16 protein-coding genes and 1 tRNA gene are annotated in these 20,541 nt (G+C 40.2%); 12 read left to right on the top strand and 5 right to left on the bottom strand.

The annotated features are described in order from the left end of the window. Positions 1 to 33: 33 nt before the first annotated feature. The 6 genes from dapF to ACOFKR_RS01410 all read left to right on the top strand — a co-directional run bounded on the left by dapF (position 34) and on the right by ACOFKR_RS01410 (position 10,458). Positions 34 to 819 carry a diaminopimelate epimerase gene (gene dapF / locus ACOFKR_RS01435; RefSeq protein WP_419802250.1) on the top strand — a complete coding sequence of 262 codons (786 nt, stop codon included), beginning with the start codon at positions 34 to 36 and terminating at the stop codon, positions 817 to 819. Positions 820 to 990: 171 nt separating this feature from the next. Beyond that, positions 991 to 3,882 (top strand): DEAD/DEAH box helicase, encoded by a 2,892-nt coding sequence (locus ACOFKR_RS01430; protein WP_419802249.1) that lies wholly within the window; start codon positions 991 to 993, stop codon positions 3,880 to 3,882. Positions 3,883 to 4,291: 409 nt separating this feature from the next. Beyond that, the gene (locus ACOFKR_RS01425; RefSeq protein WP_419802248.1) at positions 4,292 to 4,948 is read left to right on the top strand and encodes an NAD(P)H-binding protein; all 657 of its coding nucleotides are present in this window, start codon (positions 4,292 to 4,294) and stop codon (positions 4,946 to 4,948) included. Continuing rightward, a complete protein-coding gene (locus tag ACOFKR_RS01420; protein WP_419802247.1) occupies positions 4,945 to 6,798 on the top strand; it encodes an ABC-F family ATP-binding cassette domain-containing protein in 1,854 nt (617 codons plus the stop codon). The genes ACOFKR_RS01425 and ACOFKR_RS01420 overlap by 4 nt, the downstream gene beginning before the upstream one ends. Before the next feature lie 38 nt (positions 6,799 to 6,836). Further along, a complete protein-coding gene (gene mnmG, locus ACOFKR_RS01415; RefSeq protein ID WP_419802246.1) occupies positions 6,837 to 8,699 on the top strand; it encodes a tRNA uridine-5-carboxymethylaminomethyl(34) synthesis enzyme MnmG in 1,863 nt (620 codons plus the stop codon). A gap of 118 nt (positions 8,700 to 8,817) precedes the next feature. After that, on the top strand, positions 8,818 to 10,458 hold the full coding sequence (locus ACOFKR_RS01410) for an Ig-like domain-containing domain (RefSeq protein ID WP_419802245.1): 1,641 nt from the start codon (positions 8,818 to 8,820) through the stop codon (positions 10,456 to 10,458). Here ACOFKR_RS01410 and ACOFKR_RS01405 read toward each other — a convergent pair. Then, positions 10,445 to 10,960: a gamma carbonic anhydrase family protein gene (locus tag ACOFKR_RS01405; RefSeq protein WP_419802244.1), complete on the bottom strand. Its 516-nt coding sequence runs from the start codon at positions 10,958 to 10,960 to the stop codon at positions 10,445 to 10,447. The genes ACOFKR_RS01410 and ACOFKR_RS01405 overlap by 14 nt on opposite strands. 150 nt (positions 10,961 to 11,110) lie before the next feature. Here ACOFKR_RS01405 and ACOFKR_RS01400 point away from each other — a divergent pair. After that, a tRNA-Gly gene (locus tag ACOFKR_RS01400) sits at positions 11,111 to 11,183 on the top strand. A 30-nt stretch (positions 11,184 to 11,213) separates the two neighbouring features. Here ACOFKR_RS01400 and nadB read toward each other — a convergent pair. Next, a complete protein-coding gene (nadB, locus tag ACOFKR_RS01395) occupies positions 11,214 to 12,809 on the bottom strand; it encodes an L-aspartate oxidase (protein WP_419802243.1) in 1,596 nt (531 codons plus the stop codon). A 406-nt stretch (positions 12,810 to 13,215) separates the two neighbouring features. Here nadB and nadA point away from each other — a divergent pair, with 406 nt between their 5' ends. The 4 genes from nadA (at position 13,216) to ACOFKR_RS01375 (ending at position 16,049) form a co-directional block, all read left to right on the top strand. Further along, positions 13,216 to 14,208, top strand: a complete 993-nt coding sequence (gene nadA, locus ACOFKR_RS01390) for a quinolinate synthase NadA (protein WP_419802242.1) — start codon at positions 13,216 to 13,218, stop codon at positions 14,206 to 14,208. A 54-nt stretch (positions 14,209 to 14,262) separates the two neighbouring features. Continuing rightward, positions 14,263 to 15,303 (top strand): thiamine-phosphate kinase, encoded by a 1,041-nt coding sequence (gene thiL, locus ACOFKR_RS01385; RefSeq protein WP_419802241.1) that lies wholly within the window; start codon positions 14,263 to 14,265, stop codon positions 15,301 to 15,303. Positions 15,304 to 15,337: 34 nt separating this feature from the next. Beyond that, the gene (locus ACOFKR_RS01380) at positions 15,338 to 15,652 is read left to right on the top strand and encodes a hypothetical protein (protein ID WP_419802240.1); all 315 of its coding nucleotides are present in this window, start codon (positions 15,338 to 15,340) and stop codon (positions 15,650 to 15,652) included. A 67-nt stretch (positions 15,653 to 15,719) separates the two neighbouring features. Then, positions 15,720 to 16,049 (top strand): hypothetical protein, encoded by a 330-nt coding sequence (locus ACOFKR_RS01375; protein WP_419802239.1) that lies wholly within the window; start codon positions 15,720 to 15,722, stop codon positions 16,047 to 16,049. A gap of 9 nt (positions 16,050 to 16,058) precedes the next feature. Here the strand turns inward: ACOFKR_RS01375 and ACOFKR_RS01370 are convergent, their stop codons facing one another. After that, positions 16,059 to 17,435, bottom strand: coding sequence for a DNA recombination protein RmuC (locus tag ACOFKR_RS01370; protein WP_419802238.1), 1,377 nt, complete (start codon positions 17,433 to 17,435; stop codon positions 16,059 to 16,061). Between the two features lie 168 nt (positions 17,436 to 17,603). Here ACOFKR_RS01370 and ACOFKR_RS01365 point away from each other — a divergent pair, with 168 nt between their 5' ends. Then, entirely contained in the window at positions 17,604 to 18,686 is a 1,083-nt protein-coding gene (locus tag ACOFKR_RS01365; RefSeq protein ID WP_419802237.1) for a Fic family protein, read from the top strand. Positions 18,687 to 18,702: 16 nt separating this feature from the next. Here ACOFKR_RS01365 and ACOFKR_RS01360 read toward each other — a convergent pair whose 3' ends face one another. Together ACOFKR_RS01360 and ACOFKR_RS01355 are read right to left on the bottom strand one after the other, a co-directional pair. Beyond that, a complete protein-coding gene (locus tag ACOFKR_RS01360; RefSeq protein WP_419802236.1) occupies positions 18,703 to 19,182 on the bottom strand; it encodes a gliding motility lipoprotein GldH in 480 nt (159 codons plus the stop codon). Next, positions 19,179 to 20,540, bottom strand: a complete 1,362-nt coding sequence (locus ACOFKR_RS01355; RefSeq protein WP_419802235.1) for a PSP1 domain-containing protein — start codon at positions 20,538 to 20,540, stop codon at positions 19,179 to 19,181. The genes ACOFKR_RS01360 and ACOFKR_RS01355 overlap by 4 nt, the downstream gene beginning before the upstream one ends. Position 20,541: the final 1 nt, after the last annotated feature.

Here is a 20,541-nt window from a genome sequence, read left to right as displayed (position 1 = left end):
CAACTTTGTGCTGATTTAAAAATAATCTTAAACGTGAAGCAGGTTTTTTATAAATATCAGGGTGCCGGAAATGATTTTATACTGATAGACAATAGGTTACAGCAATTCAATCATCAAAATCCGACATTAATTGCCAGGATTTGCGATCGCCGTTTTGGCATTGGCGGCGATGGTATCCTGTTTTTGCAGCTAAAAGAAGCATTTGATTTTGAGATGGTCTATTACAATGCAGATGGCAAACCAAGCAGCATGTGCGGAAACGGCGGCCGCTGTATTGTAGCTTTTGCCCGGTTTCTGGGTCTGATTGATCAGGAAACGAACTTTTTGGCAGTTGACGGGCCGCATTATGCCAAAATTACCGAAACCGGCGACTGGATAAGTTTGCAAATGATTGATGTTGCGGGGATTAACCGGGACGGAGAAGCTTTTGTGCTGAATACCGGTTCGCCGCATTTTGTACAGTTAGTGCAAAATCTGGAACAGAAAAACGTTTATCAGGACGGTTTTGCCATCCGTAACAATGAAACGTATCGAAAAGAAGGCATCAACATTAATTTTACTGAACCTTTAAACGACGGTTTTTTTGTGCGCACTTTTGAGCGCGGCGTGGAAGATGAAACGTATGCCTGCGGAACCGGAGTTACGGCAGTTGCCCTGGCGATGGCCCAACATCAGCATAAAACTGGTGCTGTTTTTACCCCTATAAAAGTGTTGGGCGGAGATTTAAGCGTAAAATTTAATTACAACGGTACTGTTTTTACCGATGTTTTTTTGGAAGGCCCGGCAGTGCAGGTTTTCTCCGGGGAAATTGAGATTTGAATTGATTTTACCGTCCATTCTTCTTTATTTATTTTCCCGTTTTCTACTCTTTTGTTTTTATGCGCTTTTCCGTTCATTTTCTGCAAAAAGAATTTTTCTTTTAAGCTAATTCTGATTACGTTTGAAACTTTGCCTGATCGTAAAAGCAATTGACCAGCTATTTTACCGACCATGTTGAGAGTTGACAGCACAAAGCCTTGTAAAATTATTTATGCCATTTGCAGGCATGAGTATTTTTCGTTTATGATTGAGCCGCACGTTGTCCAACTCAACCCAAACGGCGAATATTCGCTTACGCACCAACGCTTGTTTACCAACACGGCCGAAGAATTTGCGGATTGTTTGGATGATACCGACCGCAAATTGATCAAAATTTTGCAGGAAACCGAGCAAAGCCACATCATTGTTAAATACTACAAAAAACCGATCCGGCCGGTAGAGTTTTTCTCCAAAATTTATACCGAAGACCTGTACGAAACCATCCGCCCGAAAATTGAAAAAAAACTGGCCGAAGCCTTGGCTTTGCTCCCCGGAAAAGAACTGTGCGTGATGAGCCGTGAAGGTTATCCGGCAGAACGCATTGTAAAACTGGCCGATGAAGCGGCAACGGTTTTGTTCCATTTCCGCAGAAACGAAACCGGAACGCGCTATTATCCAACTATTAAATACAAAGGCCAGCGTATCGAGTTTATGTACAAAGGCGCAGATATCATCTGCAATCAGCCGGCGTATTTGCTTTTGGAGGATGTGCTTTATTATTTTGAGAAAGATATTGAAGGCAAAAAACTGCTGCCATTTTTAGAACGGCGTTATATTTCGATCCCAAAATCATCCGAAAAAACTTATTACGAAAAATTTGTGGCACCACTGATTGAAAAATATCCGGTTTACGCGCAGGGTTTTGAAATCATCAGCGAACGGTTTAACGCCGAACCAGTTTTAAAGCCGGTTTACACAGAAGGCGGCGTTTCGCAAATTCAGTTGTTGTTTCGTTACGGGCAGGCGGTTTTTCCTTATGGCGATGGGCGGCAGGTTTCCGTCAGAATTGAAAACACCAACGATCAATACTGTTTTTACCGCATTAAAAGAAGCCTCGCCTGGGAAAAAAAGAAGTTTCTGGAGCTTGAAAATTTAGGGCTAAAAACAGCATCCGGCCTTTTCCAAAATTTGGAAGTGGCGCACCCGGAAGAGGAAGAAGATGCTTCGCTTTCGGTTTTTAACTGGCTGAACGAGCACCACGACCTGCTTGTTGAAAACGGTTTTGAAATTGAACAACCGGAAGGTGATAAAAAGTTTTTTTATGCCAGTCCGAAAATCAACCTCGAAATCCGCGAAGGAAATGATTGGTTTGATATTTATGCCATCGTTTACTTTGGCAGCTACCAAATCCCGTTTATCGAACTGAAACAACATATTTTAAACCGGCGGCGCGAGTTTGTTTTGCCTTCCGGCGAGATTGCGGTGATTCCCGAAAAATGGTTTTCGCAATATGGCAATCTGCTTTATTTCAGTAATCATACCGATAAATTGCAGCTTAAAAAGCACCACATCGGCCTGATCAATGAGCTGGCCACGAGCGATTTTGCAGAAGTTACCATGAACCGCAAACTGCAGCAGCTCAATAACTTTGAAAGCTTGGAGGAAGTGCCTTTGCCTCAGCATTTTAACGGCGAGTTGCGTTCGTACCAAAAAGCAGGTTATGATTGGTTTCATTTCCTTAAAAAATATCATTTTGGCGGTTGCCTGGCGGATGATATGGGCTTGGGCAAAACTGTACAAACGCTGGCTTTGCTGCAAAAAACAAAGGAAGAACATCAGCTTTCGGGCAAGGTTACTTCGCTGATAATTATGCCGACTTCACTGGTGCACAACTGGGTCAACGAAGCTAAAAATTTTGCTCCTGGGATAGAAATCTTAATTCACACCGGCAGTTTCCGGCAGCGCGATATTTCCGTTTTCAGCAATTATGATCTGGTGATAACCACTTATGGCATTACGCGGATTGATGTTTCGTTACTGAAAGATTTCTTTTTTGAATACATTATTCTGGACGAAAGCCAGAACATCAAAAATGCTTCCTCCAAATCTTTTCAAGCTGTAACCGAGCTGAAATCACGTTTTAAATTGATTTTAAGCGGTACGCCGGTAGAAAATTCAGTCAATGATTTGTGGACGCAAATGTCTTTTATCAATCCCGGACTGTTGGGCAACCAGGCTTATTTCCAGAACAATTTTGTGATTCCGATCGAGAAAAAAAAGGACGAAGAAAAAGCCCAACGCCTGCAAATCCTGATCAAACCTTTTATTTTAAGAAGGACCAAAGAACAGGTTGCAACAGAACTTCCATCTAAAACAGAAAACTTGTTTTATTCTGAAATGACTGAAGATCAGGCAGATGAATACGAAAAAGTAAAATCAGAATATCGAAATGAACTTTTAAAAAGCATTGAAGAAGGTACTTTTGCACAAGCCAAACTTCATGTTTTACAAGGGTTGATCAAGCTGAGGCAAATCGCCAATCATCCGCGTTTGATCAATGAAGATTACGAAGGCAGTTCGGGCAAGTTTGATGATGTTTGGCACATGCTGCTCAATGCGCTGGAAGGTGGCCACAAAGTGCTGGTATTTTCGCAGTTTGTACGACAGCTAACGATTTTCAGAAAGGAATTGGACCGGCAGGAAATTGCTTATGCTTACTTAGACGGCAAAACCAAAAACAGGGAAGAAACCATCCGTCAGTTTCAGGAAAACAACGATTTGCGCATTTTTTTGATTTCGATAAAAGCGGGCGGCGTTGGCTTAAATTTAACAGAAGCAGATTATGTTTTTATTTTAGATCCTTGGTGGAACCCTGCGGTAGAGCAACAAGCTATCGACCGTACGCACCGCATCGGCCAAACTAAAAAAGTGATTATTTATAAGTTTATCACCAAAAATACAATTGAAGAAAAGATACTTCTTTTACAACAACAAAAACAGCATGTTGCCAACGCACTGATTACTACAGAAAGTAATTTTATCAAATCTTTAACACCGGAAGATATTCGGGATTTGCTGCTGTAACTGATTTTTATTTGATTTTGTTGGGGTTTTATAAAACCGGATCGGCAATCAACTCAACTAAATCAGGGGCTTTTTAAATTTCATCACAAAAAAGCCTGATGCTTCTTTTATCACCTAAAAATTGATGGGTTTTTGGATTATTTATCATCAGCAAAAATAAATTTACTGGCATAAAAGAAGCATTGCAACTTCTTTAAAAATTAAACAGCACTTGGTTTCCGGAAAAAAGTAATATAAAAACAGCATTGTAGTTTGGTTACTTTTTTTAGCGGATGACTGAATCAATGCTTTCATCAGCAACAATCTATAAAAGTTGATGAATGTAAAAATTGATTTTTAAAAGCTGTATCGCCTTGGCCGGTTATCTTTCCAAAATCATAATACGTACTTTTGTATTTTGTAAAAATCTATGCCGTACAAAGTTATTGTTGCAGGCGCAACCGGTTTGGTTGGCAGCTTGTTGGTAGCGCAATTATTGCCTGATCCTGCTATTGCTGAAGTGCTGGTTTTGGTCAGGAAACAGCTTTCCATTCAGCATAAAAAGTTAAAACAATTAGTTATTGATTTTGACCGGTTGGAAGATTATCAGGCCGAAATTAACGGCGATGCTATTTTCTGTTGCCTGGGAACCACCCGCAAAAAAACACCGGATTTGAAATTATACCGAAAAATCGACCATGATTATCCGCTTGAACTGGCAAAAATAGGTGCTAAAAACAGCATCCGGCAGTTTCATTATATTTCATCGCTCGGTGCAAACACTAAATCTTTTGCTTTTTATACCCGGCTAAAAGGCGAAACGGAACGCGACTTAAAAACCTTGCAAATCCCTTCCATATATATTTATCAGCCGTCTTTTTTGGTTGGCAACAGAAAAGAAAAGCGTTTTGGCGAACGTTTTGGCATTAGATTAGCAAAGTTGATTAATCCGTTTTTGATCGGAAGATTAAGAAAATACAGAAGCATTTCGGCCGCTGTGGTTGCAAAAGCAATGCTCAATCAATCCTTAAAAAACAACGCAGGCATTTATACTTATCCATCAGATCAAATTAAAAAATTAGCGTGAGTACATTAATTTCCGCAGAAAACCTTGGCCATTCTTTTCATGATAACTGGCTTTTTAAACAGCAAACTTTTGGCATTAATACAGGCCGGCGCATCGCTTTGGTAGGCGCAAATGGTGCGGGCAAATCCACTTTATTAAAAATTCTGGCCGAAAAACTCAAGCCGACAGAAGGCAAAGTAGTGAAAAGCAAGTTTCTTTCTATGGGCTATTTAGAGCAAGATCCGCAATTTAACCCGGAAGAAACGATCAATGATTTCATTTTTAAATCGGATAACGAACAGCAGCAATTAATTAAAGAATATGAATTGCTACTCGAAAATGATCCTGAAAATTATGAGCAGATTGAAATTGTAACCACTAAAATCACTGAACTTGAAGCCTGGGAATACGAATATAAGATCAAAAATATCCTGGATCGATTGGACGTTCATCACCTGGATCAGCAGATCAAAACACTTTCCGGCGGACAAAAAAAGCGTTTGGCTTTGGCTGAATTACTGATCAGCGATCCGGAGCTTTTTGTTTTGGATGAGCCAACCAATCATTTGGATATTGAAACGATTGAATGGCTGGAAAGCTTTTTGACTTCGGGCAATAAAACGATTTTGCTGGTTACGCATGATCGTTATTTTTTGGATAATGTTTGTAACGAAATTTTGGAAATCGATCAGCAAAAGATATTTCCTTATCAGGGAAATTACAGTTATTACTTAGAGAAACGTGCTGAACGTGAAGCTGCAGATCAGGCCCGGTACCAAAAAAATTCCAACCTTTTAAAGAAGGAATTAGAATGGATGCGCCGGATGCCGCAGGCGCGCAGCACAAAATCAAAATCACGGATTGATGCTTTTTATGATCTGCAAAGCAAAACACAAAATAACGGCCCGAAGGAGCAGTTGGAACTAAGTATCAAATCTGCCCGGCAAGGAAACAAGATTTTGGAGATTGATCATCTTACAAAATCTTTCAACGACCGAATTATTATTAACAATTTTAACTACGTATTTAAAAAAGGCGACCGGATTGGTTTGGCTGGCAAAAACGGCACCGGAAAATCAACATTGTTAAATCTGCTGACCGGGGAAATCAAACCGGATTCTGGTGCTGTTATCGCTGGCGAAACAACTTCTATCGGTTATTACCGGCAATCTGGCCTAATTTTTAATGATGCGGAAAGAGTAATAGATACCATAAAAAATGTAGCAGAATTTATTACAATGGCTGATGGAAAACTGCTTTCTGCCTCCCAGCTTTTAACGCAATTTTTGTTTCCGCCAAAAAAGCAGCATGGCTTTATCAGTAATTTAAGCGGTGGCGAAAAAAAGCGCTTGCAGTTGCTGATGATTTTGATCAAAAACCCAAATTTTTTGATTCTGGATGAGCCAACGAATGATTTGGACACAGATACTTTAAATGTTTTAGAGGATTTCTTGGTAAATTTTTCCGGCGTTATAATTCTTGTTTCACACGATCGTTATTTGATTGATAAATTGACCGAGCAGCTTTTTATCTTTACCCAAAACGGCCATTTGCAAATTTACAACGGAAACTATACCGATTTTAGGTTAGAAGATGCAAACAACAAACAGATTGTTAAAAACTCAAATAAACCGGAAAAAGCGGTCAGTATAAATAACTCAAGTAAAAACAGCTTTAAGCAGGATAAAGAACTAACCGATCTTGAAGCCAACATTGCCACTTTGGAAAAATCTATTAGTGATTTGAATTTGGTTTTGAACCATAAGGAAACTAAAACGGAAGATTTGATCTCTGCATCTAATAATATTCAATCTCTGCAAAAAGAGTTAGATCAGCTTACAGAAAAATGGCTTACTCTATCAGATTTATAAAATAAAATCAATGTTTCACGTGAAACCATTTAAACGCTATGTTTAAAAAATATGATTTAATTGTTGTAGGCGGCGGACATGCAGGTTGTGAAGCAGCAGCAGCAGCAGGAAAGCTTGGATCCTCGGTTTTGCTGATTACAATGAACATGGCCACTATCGCACAAATGAGCTGCAACCCGGCTATGGGTGGAGTGGCAAAAGGACAGATTGTTCGGGAAATTGATGCAATGGGCGGCGGCTCAGGGATTGTTACCGACAAATCTACAATTCAGTTTCGAATGCTAAACCGCTCTAAAGGGCCTGCAATGTGGAGTCCGCGAGCACAGGTTGACCGAATGCGGTTTGCAGAAGAATGGCGTTTGATGCTTGAAAAAAACATGAATGTAGATTTTTGGCAGGACACGGTTAACGCATTAATTGTCAAGAATGAAAAGATATGCGGTGTGGCAACTTCTCTCGGTATTGAAGTTGAAGCCAAAGCAGTTGTGCTGACCAACGGGACTTTTTTAAATGGATTGATCCATATCGGTGAAAAGAAGTTTGGCGGCGGCCGTACAGCCGAAAAAGCCGCTCATGGAATTACCGAACAATTGGTTGGATTAGGTTTTGAATCAGGAAGAATGAAAACCGGTACGCCTCCGCGGGTTGATGGCAGAAGTTTGGATTATACTAAAATGGAGGAACAGTGGGGCGATGAAAGCCGCGGTGAGTTTTCATATACCAATATTAAAAAAAATCAGGAGCAACGCTGCTGCTGGATAACTTACACCAACACTAACGTTCATGAAACTTTGAAAGAAGGGTTTGAAAAATCACCGATGTTTTCAGGAAGGATTAAAGGTTTAGGGCCGCGTTATTGTCCATCGATTGAAGACAAAATCAATCGTTTTGCTGAACGCGACCGGCATCAGATTTTTGTTGAACCCGAAGGTTGGAATACAGTAGAGATCTACGTAAACGGCTTTTCTACTTCATTACCAGAAGATGTTCAATACAAAGCATTAAAGCAAATTGCCGGCTTTGAAAACGTAAAAATGTTCCGGCCTGGTTATGCAATTGAGTACGATTATTTCCCACCGACTCAGTTAAAATTAACACTCGAAACTAAAATAATTAGCAACCTGTTTTTTGCCGGACAAATTAATGGCACAACAGGCTACGAAGAAGCCGCCTGCCAGGGTTTTATTGCAGGCATCAATGCGCATCAAAATATAGTGGCAAAAGAAGCATTGATTATGAAACGGTCAGAATCATATATTGGCGTTTTGATTGATGATCTGGTTACGAAAGGAACGGAAGAACCTTACCGCATGTTTACTTCGCGCGCAGAACACCGCTTGTTGTTGCGGCAGGATAATGCAGATATCCGCCTTACCCCTATTGGTTATCAGTTAGGCCTGATTGATGCAGAAAGAATGAAAACGGTAGATGATAAAGTACAAAATACGGCAGCTATTGTAAATTTTGTTAAAAGCAACTCGATCAAACCCGAGGAAGTTAATACAATTTTGGAAGAGGCCGGAACAAGCAGCATCAGCCAGAATGTAAAAATGGCGACGATTATCGGCAGGCCGCAAATGGATTTTTACCGGCTAAAAGAAGCATCGCCTGTTTTGAAAAATTTTCTGGCTGAGTTTGACAAGGAAACCATTGAGCAGGCTGAAATCAAAATTAAGTACGAATCTTATTTTGAGAAAGAACTGGAAATAGTAAATAAAATGAAAAAGATGGAAGACCGCGAAATCAATCCTGCATTCAACTATAACGATATAATTTCCCTGTCAAAAGAAGCACGCGAAAAACTGATCAAAATAAAACCAAAAACGTTAGGGCAGGCTTCACGAATTTCCGGTGTTTCGCCTTCAGATGTTTCTGTGTTGATGGTACACATCAGCAGATAACGGATTTTTTGGATTTTTGATCAATTTTTGCCCCAAAATAAATCTGCTATAAAAGGAGATTTATTTTTATGAATGATAATCTTCGCCCCAAAAAAATATTTGATTATAGCGCATTTAAATGGCTTTTAAAAAGAACCTCCTGCCCTGCTTACACCTGAGTGCTGTTTTTACCACTATAATTTTGGCTTTTGGTTGTGCAAGCATACAAAAACCGCAAGGAGGCCCGCGCGATAAAACTCCGCCTAAATTATTAACGGCAACACCGGCCAATAAAACCAGGCATTTTGATGCCAAAGAGATTGTGCTGAATTTTGATGAATATTTTAAACTGAACAATCAGTATCAGGAAATCAGTGTTTCGCCGGCACAGGAAAAGCAGCCGGAATATCGCATCAAACAAAAAAGTTTGGTGATCAGCCTGAAAGATTCATTACGGAAAAACACAACCTACGTTTTTAGTTTTGGTAAAGCAATTGGCGATGTGAACGAAAATAACATCCTTCAAAATTTCACATATGTTTTTACAACCGGAAATGAGATTGATTCGCTTAGCATTTCGGGCAAAGTGATCAACTCGGAAACGCAGGAACCTGAAAAAGAAGCAACCGTTTTTATTTTCACGGCAAAAGAAGATTCGCTGTTGTTTGGTAAAAAAAAACCTTCTTATTATAGCGTTACCGATACGGCCGGAAATTTCAAGATCAGCAACCTGCACGCTAACAATTATAAAATTTATGCTTTAAAAGAAGCAAGCCCGAACCGGATATTTGATAATGACAACGAACTGATCGGAATTTTGTCTAAAAACATCAACTTAAAAAAAGATACTTCGGGCATTCAGCTGGAACTGTTTAAAGCGGTCCCGCAAAAATTTCGGGTGGCTGAACGGAAGATTGATGCGGACGGAAAGCTGTTTTTTTCTTTTAACAAAGGGATTCCGCAGCCTGAAATCCGCATCTTGCAAAACGAAAACTTAGACAAACAAAAAGTGGTAGAATTTAACAAAACCGATGATTCTGCCCGGGTTTATTTACGTGATATGAGTTTTGATTCGGTAAAAGTAGCCATTTTATCAGCCGGAAAACCATTGGACACTTTGACTTTGCGACGGGGAAAACGCGATACTTACAAGCGGAGTTTGAGCATTACCAACAATGCCGGCGGATTGCTGAAACCAAAAACCGGTTTGACTTTAACGGCTAACTTCCCCATAGAATCTACCAATGAAGCGCAGATTGTTTTGAATGAAGACTCGATACCGAAATATGGGTTCAGTTTAGAAAAAGATACCGCAAAACTGAACAGTTACACGTTAAAATATCCCTGGAAAACCGGAAAACATTATGATGTTGTTTTAAATGAAGGTGCATTTATTGATATTTTCGGAAATAAAAACAAAAAAACCACAGTTGCTTTTCAACTGAACACAGACGAAAATTATGGCTCGATGGTGTTTGCGGTCAATATCCCCGACCCAACAAAAAACTATTTGTTAGAACTGCTTTCTGCCGAAAAAAACGTGATAAAAACAGTACCGATCCAAAAAAGCGGCAAAATTACCTTTAGTAATTATGCCATAGGGAAATACCGTGTGCGCGTAATTTACGACCTCAACAAAAACGGAAAATGGGACACCGGCGATTTGAAAACACGGACGCAGCCAGAACCGATTTGGTATTTTAACAAAGAGCTGAGCCTGCGCGCAAATTGGGAAATGAACGAAACGATAGACGTTCCGAAGCTGGTTACAAGTCCGTAAACCAGCCCGAATACAAAATATAATTTAAAGGAAGCTGCTTGAGTTGCTGCATTTGTGCATCGGAAACAGCTTTTATTTTTCTGGCGGGCGTTCCGGCATAAATAAACCCGGACTCGCATTTTGTGTTCTCTAAAACAACGGCACCGGCCGCAATGATGCAAAAATCCTCTACAACGGCATGATCCATAATAATTGCGCCCATGCCAACCAAAATATAATTGTGCAGCGTGCAACCATGCACAATAGCGTTGTGGCCAACAGAAACATGGTGACCAATAACGGTAGCTGCTTTTTGATAAGTACAATGAACAACAACGCCGTCCTGGATATTGGTTTGGTCGCCGATTCTGATTGAATTGACATCGCCCCGAACAACCGTATTAAACCACACAGAACATTGGTTTCCGATAATTACATCGCCTACAATTGTGGCATTTTCGGCAATAAAACAATCATTACCGATTACAGGGGTTTTATCTTTTACAGGAAGGATTAGCGGCATAAATCTATTCTTTAAAGTTCAGCAAATTGTGATGCTTCTTTTATCATACTAAAAATGGTGAAGCATTTAAAAATTTTGCAAAACAAGATACAAACACTAATTTTATAGTGGTAAAAGAAGCATCAACTTTGCTGACATTTATTTTTATCTGCGGAAATAGCTCAGCTGGTAGAGTATCAGTTTCCCAAACTGAAGGCCGCGGGTTCGAATCCCGTTTTCCGCTCTTGTAAATGCTTCTTTTACCACCTAAATTTTATAAAATCGTATTGTACAATTCTTTTGCGTGATTTGGATAATCCGTGGTAAAATGCAAACCGCGGCTTTCTTTACGAATCATGGCCGATTTTACAACGAGATACGAAACCTGGATCAAATTCCGCAGCTCGCAAAGCTTGACCGAAAGCTTGGTTTTTTTGTAGAAATCTTCCGTCTCTTCATAAAGCAAACGCAAACGGCGCAAAGCCCGCTCCGACCGGAAATCCGAGCGCACAATCCCTACATAATCGTTCATTATTTTTTGCATTTCGCGGATGTTGTGCGTTACCAAAATATCTTCGTTTTGTTGCGCAACGCCAAACTCATTCCAATCCGGCACATTTTGCGGGATAAAAACAGTATTGACTTTTGGTACGGCATCTTCAAAAATCCGGTGCGCAAAAACCAAAGCTTCAAGCAAAGAATTGGAAGCCAGCCGATTGGCACCATGCAAACCCGTGGACGAACATTCGCCGCAGGCATACAGATTTTGTATAGAAGATTGCCCGTGATGATCAACCATTATGCCGCCGCACATATAATGGCTGGCCGGCGAAACCGGGATCAGATCCTTCGTCATATCAATACCGATGGACAAACATTTGGCATAAATATTCGGGAAATGTGCTAGCAAATCATCCTTGCTTCGGTGGCGGATATCTAAATAAACAAAATCATCTCCGGATTTTTTCATTTCCGCATCAATGGCGCGGGCCACAATATCACGCGGTGCCAGGGATTTCCGCGGATCGTATTCCTGCATAAACTCCTCCCCGTTCCGCCGTTTCAAAATCCCGCCAAAACCACGAACGGCTTCCGAAATCAAAAATGAAGGATAATCGCCCGGATTGTACAAAGCCGTTGGGTGAAACTGGATAAATTCCATATCGCGCACCTTGCCTTTTGCCCGGTAAACCATCGCCACGCCGTCGCCGGTTGCAATGGTCGGGTTTGTGGTGATGGAATAAATATGGCCAGCACCGCCGGAAGCCATAACGGTTATTTTCGACAGGATTTTTTCAACTTGGTTTGTTAAATGGTTGAGCGCATAAATACCAAAACATTTAATATCCGTGCTTGAACGGTCCACAAACTCACCTAAATGATGCTGCGTGATCAAATCGATGGCAAAATAATGCGTCAAAATTTCGATATTTTCATTCCGGTGGATTTGCTCCAGCAGGGCGCGCTCAATCTCAAAACCGGTGATATCTTTATAATGCAGCACGCGGCTTTCAGAATGTCCGCCTTCTTTTGCCAGATCAAAAATGCCCTGGTTAGTTTTGTCAAAGTTAGTTCCGTAATCAATAATTTCTTTAATCCTGGGCGGTCCTTCTTCTACCACAATCTTAACCACTTCCACATCGCACAAACCATCGCCGGCAATCAGCGTGTCATCAATGTGTTTTTCAAACGAATCTTCCTGCTTATCCACAACCACGGCCACACCGCCTTGCGCATATTTGGTGTTAGATTCGTCTTCGTTGGATTTTGTAACAATCAGAACCTTACCATATTGCGCCGCTTTTAGTGCAAAACTCAATCCTGCAATCCCGGATCCGATAACCAAGTAATCAACATTTTTACCTATCATATTTTCAGGCTAAAACCAGCTTAATCAACACATTGTTTATAACAGCCGCAAAGATGTTAATTTAGCGGTGATAGAAATGTAACAAATATTTTTTTGTGGGGATAGCTGTGGATAACCTCGTTGGCGCGAATTATTCTTACGCAATTATCCACCGTTTCAGGCATTGCTATCAACATCGTGGATAACACAAAAAATGCACATCAAAAAGTTTCAGGAAAAATCTAGGCCGATAAAAACAGCACATAATCAGCACGATAAATAAACATTTTGTTCAAAACGATGTGGATAACAATTGTTCAACTACTTTTGCAAATATTTTAAGGCTGATTTTTAAACGAAACTAACACACTAACAAATCATAGTTTTATTTTTTAAAGAATAAGTTGTTTTTATTGAAATGTTAAAAATGGATACTTTTGAAGAAATACGAGTGAAAGGTTTTGCAGACGAATACATTGATCCGTCGCTCGATCTTTTTGCGGAAATAGAAAAATTAAAAAAAGAAAAAAATGCAATTATTCTGGCCCATTATTATCAAGAAGCTGATATTCAGGATATTGCAGATTATATTGGAGATAGTTTGGGTCTTTCACAGCAGGCAGCTAAAACCGATGCCGACGTAATCGTTTTTGCGGGCGTGCATTTTATGGCCGAAACGGCTAAAATTTTGTCTCCGCAGAAAAAAGTTTTATTGCCGGACAGCAAAGCCGGATGTTCGCTGGCAGATAGTTGCCCGCCGCATTTGTTCAAGAAGTTTAAAGCGCAATATCCGGATCATTTGGTGATTACTTATGTAAATTGTACAGCAGAACTGAAGGCGATGAGCGATATTGTTTGCACCTCCAGCAACGCGATCCAGATTGTAGAAAGTTTGCCGCCGGAACAGGGAATTATTTTTGGACCAGATAGAAATTTAGGCAAATATGTAGCTAAAAAAACCGGCCGTAATTTAGTTTTATGGAATGGTGCCTGTATGGTGCACGAAATATTTTCGAGGGAAAAAATCACTAAATTAAAAGAGCGTTATCCAGCCGCAAAATTTATTGCGCACCCGGAATGTGAGGAAAGCATTCTGGAGATGGCGGATTACATTGGTTCGACCACCGGATTGCTGAATTATGTTACCAAAAACCCGGCGCAAGCGTTTATTGTAGCCACAGAATCGGGCATTTTGCACCAGATGCAGCGCGATAATCCGGCAAAAACATTTATTCCGGCACCACCAACTAATGCCTGTGCCTGCAACGATTGTCCGCATATGAAACGCAACACGCTGGAAAAACTTTATTTATGTATGAAAAACGAGTTGCCGGAAATTTTTGTTCCGCAACACATCATTGTAAAAGCAGTGAAACCGATAGAAAGAATGTTGGAAATTTCGGCCCGTTTAGGATTATAGTTTCACTGATTTTTATGCGATAAAAGAAGCATTTAAATCAACCAAAAAATAAAAATGTTTGATAACAAAGAAAAAACAGAGATAGCGAGTTTAGGAGAATTTGGCCTGATCAGCCATCTCACCAAAAATATAAAATTACTCGATAATACGTCTGTAAAAGGAATTGGAGACGACGCTGCGGTGATGGATTTTGCCGGAAAAAAAACGCTGATCTCTACCGATTTATTGCTGGAAGGCGTACATTTTGATCTGGCATATGTTCCGCTTAAACATCTGGGTTTTAAAGCAGTACAAGTTAATTTGAGTGATATTTATGCCATGAACGGCACAGCCAGCCAGATCACTTTTTCGCTGGGGATTTCAAGCAAATTTCCGCTGGAAGCTGTAGAAGAATTATATCAGGGCGTTTTGCTGGCCTGCGATCAATACAAAGTAGATTTGATCGGCGGCGATACTTCCGCTTCCAAGCAAGGTTTAGTGATTAGCGTAACAAGTATTGGTTATGCCGATGAAGCTGATGTGGTTTACCGCAACACGGCCGAAGAAGGCGATTTAATTTGTGTTTCCGGGGATCTGGGCGGTGCTTACGTGGGTTTGCAACTGCTGGAACGCGAGAAACAGGTTTATCTTTCTAACCCAAACATCCAGCCGGATTTGGAAGGCAAAGATTACATTGTAGAACGCCAGTTAAAACCCGAAGCGCGCGGCGATATTATTTCCATTTTAAAAGATTTGAAAATCAAGCCAACTGCTATGATCGATGTTTCCGACGGTTTGGCTTCCGAAATTTTGCACATTTGCACACAAAGCAATAAAGGCTGCTCTTTGTATGAAGAAAAAATCCCGATCGACCCGATGACTTATGAAACCGCCCGCGAATTTGGCCTCGACCCAACGGTTTGTGCATTGAGCGGCGGCGAAGATTACGAACTCCTTTTTACCATCAAACAAAGCGATTACGACAAGATCAAATTTAATGCGGATGTTACCGTTATCGGCCACATTACGGAAGCTGCCGCGGGCTGTAATCTGGTTTCCAAATCGGGCAATGTGCACCAGTTGACGGCGCAGGGCTGGAATGCTTTTAAAGGATAATTTCAATTAATTTGTTTTCTGTTTTGATTGCAAAATGCTGATAAAAACCAATTACAAAATTGTATTCTGGCTGATTTTACTGCCAATATTTATCCTATTGAGCTGCCGGAAAAGTGATGTCAGCACAGAGAAAAACATCAACGCCAGGATCGACAGTACAGGGCTTTGTGGTTTTGTGGTGAAAATAAACACTTCAAAAACAAGTTACAATGCCGTCAACCTTCCTGATTTATATAAAAAAGACAGCTTAAAAATTAGGTTGAGCTATCATCTGCTCAACACAAAATATCAGTGTATTTCAGGTACTTATCTGCAAATTTATATTGATGCCATCCATGTACAGCAGTAAAATATACCGATAAAAGAAGTATCTAAAAATATGCTTTTGCGTTTAACGTAAGTACAGATTGGTATTTATGAAAAAGCATTTTATTGGGTTTTTGATGTTGATCTGCAGCATCAATAGTTGTAAAAAACAAGATACGGTTACCTACACAGAAACTACTGCAATGGTACTTTATGCAGGAAATGTTGCTTCGGACGGTTGCGGCTGGCTGTTAAAAATCGATAATAGCAATGCTGTTTTTAGCCCTTTAAATTTGCCGAATTTGTTAAAAACGGACAGTTTACAAGTAACGGTTAGTTATAACTTACTAAACACAAAATTTAATTGTAGTACCGGCAATAATTTCACGCAAATCAAAATCAATTCCATTCGTAAAAAAGGTGCCATACGGCCTGATTGATTTTTTGTCCTATTCCTCTTCCAACAATTTCTGATCCAGCTGCTTACTGTTTTTAGCACCTAATTTTCTTAAAGTTTCGGCGCGGCTGGCCAAGTTTCCGCTTCCGGTAGATAGTTTGCTAAAAGCTTCATTATAAGCATCTTTGCTTCGATCAATATTTTGGCCAATTTTCTTCATATCTTCTGTAAAACCTACAAATTTATCGTACAAAGCACCAGCTTTTGTGGCGATGTCCATGGCATTTCGGGTTTGCTGTTCCTGTTTCCACACGGAAGCAATAGTTTTTAAAGTGGCCAGCAAAGTAGAAGGCGTAACCAAAACCACGCGTTTTTTCCAGGCGAAATCAAACAGCTCCAGATCATGCTGAATGGCGATAGAAAAAGAGGATTCTATCGGCACAAAAAGCAGCACAAACTCTGGCGAAGATAAGCCCGACAAATTCTGGTAGCTTTTGGCACTTAAACCAGTTATATGGCTTTTTACAGAATCGATATGCGCTTTTATATGTCTGGCTTTTTCTTCATCGGAAGTTGAATTAACAAGTCTTTCGTAAGCAATCAAAGAAACTTTTGAATCGATAACCAAATGTTTATTTTCCGGCAGATGAACGATCACATCCGGCATAAAACGGTTGCCGTCTTTATCAAAAAGGTTCATGTTTTTGCCTTGTTTAGTATAGCTTTCGCCTTCTTTCAAGCCCGAAGCTTCCAGCACACGGTCTAAAATTACTTCGCCCCAGTTTCCCTGCATTTTGGTATCGCCTTTTAACGCTTTGGTGAGGTTTGTGGCATCGTCCTGGATGATTTTTGTCTGCTTGATCAGCTCATCAATTGTTCCTTTCAGTGTAAAACGTTCGTTGGATTCATCTTTGTAAACCTTGTCCACTTTTTCTTCAAAAGCTTTGATATTTTCCTTTAGCGGATGCAACAGCAAATCCATATTGCTGCGGTTGGATTCGGTAAATTTCTGTGTTTTTTCGTCGAGGATTTTGTTCGCCACGTTTTCAAATTCCCGCTGAAAATGCTGGCGTGTTTGCTCTACTTCTATTTTTTGATTTTCCAATTGCTCTTTTTGTGCGGTAAAAAAAGCATTCGTTCTTTCCAATTGTTGCTTCGTTTGGTTGTGGCTTTCACGTTCTTCAGCCAGATCAGCAATTAAGCGGTCTTGTTCTTCACGCAGCATTAAAGTGGTATTTTCTTTTTCCTGATGCAGGTTTGCGGCGCGTTCTTCTGCTTTTCCTAAACTGATTTTTAGCTGAACATTCTCATCTTGCAAATGCGTAAAATCCTCCGCAGAAAAACTGGTTTTGGGCGATGCTCTTTTTATCAGCATAAAAACAGCAACCAGCAAAATAACGAGAACGGCAACGAGGAGAATGGTGTTCATTTACTAAAAATTTTATCAAAAGTAGTAAATTGAAAGGGTATGAGAAATTGGTGAAAATAAACGAGGGTAATATTTACCTTTCAAAATCCAACGAGAGTAAAAAAGTATTATTTTTACTCTCGAAAATTAAACAAGGGCAAAAATTGCCCTTGTCTGTAAATAATCAAAATGGCTTATCATCCCGAAAAACCTTACAATGAATTGCCTGCTTTGCCGCCAATTATCGAGATAGAAACCGTTGCAATCCTCAAAAAAACAATTGCTGCAAGCAGGGCATTGTCAGAGTTGAAAGGTGCGATTACCAATTTACCTAACCCAACATTATTTATAGATACAATTTATTTGCAGGAAGCGCAGGCAAGCTCGGCCATAGAAAACATTATCACTACACAGGATGAACTTTTTAAAGCAACCATAACGGATAGAAATATCGAAAATACAGCGGTAAAAGAAGTAATTCATTATAAAGATGCTTTGTGGTTTGGTTTTGAGCAATTGGAAAAGCGGCCGGTATTGACTACCAATCTCTTTATTTCTATTATGCAGCTAATTAAAAAGAACCAGTCGGGCATAAGAAATACACCCGGAACAAAATTAACCAACCCGGCAAACGGACAATCAGTTTATACACCACCGGAAGGAGAAGAAATTATCCGTGGGAAACTGAAAGATTTAGAAGATTTTATACATGCAGAAGATAACATTGATCCGCTCATCAAATTAGCTTTGATCCACTATCAGTTTGAAGCCATACATCCGTTTTCTGATGGAAATGGCAGGACCGGAAGGATTATTTTGTTATTGTATTTAAAGCAAGTTGGTTTGCTGGAACTGCCTGCACTTTATTTGAGTAATTACATTATCGATCATAAAAACGATTATTATTTGAAGCTTAGAATGGTTACTGAAAAAGGCGACTGGCAAACCTGGATTATGTACATGCTGGACATGGTAGAACAAACGGCGATAAAAGGAAGACAGCAAATTACAAAAATAGAGTTGCTAATGTCTAAAATGGGTTCTGAAATACACAAAGAATTGCCCAGAGTTTATTCAAAAGATTTGATGGAAGTGCTTTTTAAACTGCCTTATACCAAACGTTTTTTTTTAGAAAAAGCAGGTTTGGGAAACTTAAAAACGGTTGGAAATTACCTGAATGATTTAGAAAAAGCAGGTTTTTTGAAAAGCGAATTGGTTGGTAAAGAGAAGTTGTATTTGAATTTTGAGTTGATGAAAATATTGAAAAAATAGGTGATAAAAACAGCATCTATTTTGCCCTTTCCGCCCGAAAACCCACATCAGAAACGCCGCGCAACGGATTGTCCCGCATGTTTTGCTCAATGGTAAACGTATAATTTCCTTTGGCCGGAAACTGAAAATTAGTGTATAAAGGAAGCACGTAGCTATACAAATTGCCCGAACCGTTGCCCAGCCATTCTCCATCAGGATTTGCCAATTTAAATTCGTATCGAATAGTTTTGGTGTGATGATCCGGCGAGGTTTGGTGCATCAAAATAAAGATATTGGAATATTTGTACTCCGCCGAATGGCGCAAAATAAAATAGACATTATAGGGCACGGAAGTATCTTCTACCTTAACCTCCGTTTTGATTTTGTTGGAATATGACCAGTTTTGACTGTTAATTGCCGTACGCTGATCAACCAATGTGCCCGGCTCATTGCAAGCCGAAAACATTGAGATCATTCCGATAAAAATAGCTGCTAAAAGAAGCTTCCCGCGGATCATTCTGGCTTAGGGTTGTTGTTTTGCTGATTCGGGTTGTTTTGATTGTTTGGATTGCGGTTTGGCCGGTTTCTTCGATGGTGGTTCCTTCGGTTTGAGTTACTGCTTTCTCTCGGAACTGCAGCGTCAGCGGAAACTTCCTGGTTTGGTGATGCTGTTTTTACCGGTATATTTTGGGCAACTTTTGTATTTTGAACAATCGGTTTTTGTCCGTTTTCTGCGGAAGGTTTTGTCCGGTTACGGTTGTTGTTATTGCGTTTATTGCGGGTGGCGCGTTCATCTAAACGTGTTAAACTGTCCTGGCCAACAACGTTTTCATAATCAAACGCTTTTACGGCTATTTCCGGTTCTTTGCTCTCACCTAAATCCGGCACAGTTTCGCCGCTTTTGTTAATGGCTTGTATTTCCCTAACATGTTTAATCGGCACTGCAACCCAGTTTTCTTCCTTCGGATAACTGAACCACATCAGCTTTTTAAAAATATCCGTTTTTTGCAGCCGGGCATCGCCTTTTTCGGTACGCAGAATGTGCACATCATCCGGGATATCCTTTAAAGCATCCATGTAACTATCTAACTCATAGTTCAAACAGCATTTCAATTTGCCGCATTGGCCGGCCAGTTTTAAGGTGTTTAAAGACAGATTTTGATAACGTGCCGCAGCGGTAGAAACGGTTTTAAAATCAGTAAGCCACGTAGAACAGCAAAGTTCTCTTCCGCAGGAACCGATTCCACCTAAACGGCTCGCCTCCTGACGCATCCCAATCTGGCGCATCTCAATCCGGATACGAAAAGATTCGGCCATTTTTTTGATCAGTTCCCTGAAATCCACCCTTCCCTCCGCCGTATAATAAAATGTGGCTTTTGTTTTATCGCCCTGATAGTCCACATCGCTAATTTTCATGGAAAGGTTCAAATCCAAAGCTAATTTTCGTGCTTTGTGCATCGTTTCCCACTCCTGCTCCTTGGCGGCTTTCCATTTTTCCACATCACTCGGCGAAGCTTTCCGAAAGATTTTTTTGGTGACGTCTGCTTCTTTTACATGCTTTTTTACGAGCTGCATCCGAACCAGTTCGCCGGTGATGGATACGTGGCCAACATCAAAACCGCCGGTAGTGGTTTCGGTAACCACCAATTCGCCGTTTTCTAAATAAATATTATCAATATTGAGGTAAAAATCCTTGCGTGATCCTTTAAATTTTACTTCTACAATTTGAAAAGGTTTATAGCTGGAAGGCATATCCATGTTAGACAGCCAATCGTAAACATCCAATTTGCTGCAACCGTTTGTAAGGCAAGCACCATTACTTTTGCAGCCTGCAGGCGCACAACCGCCGCCTGAAGAACAACTTCCACATCCCATG

It is taken from the genome of Mucilaginibacter sp., assembly GCF_965201005.1.
Taxonomy (GTDB): Bacteria; Bacteroidota; Bacteroidia; order Sphingobacteriales; family Sphingobacteriaceae; genus Mucilaginibacter_A.
The sequence above is the reverse complement of the archived record's forward strand: the minus strand, read 5'-3'. Positions and strand labels throughout refer to the sequence as shown.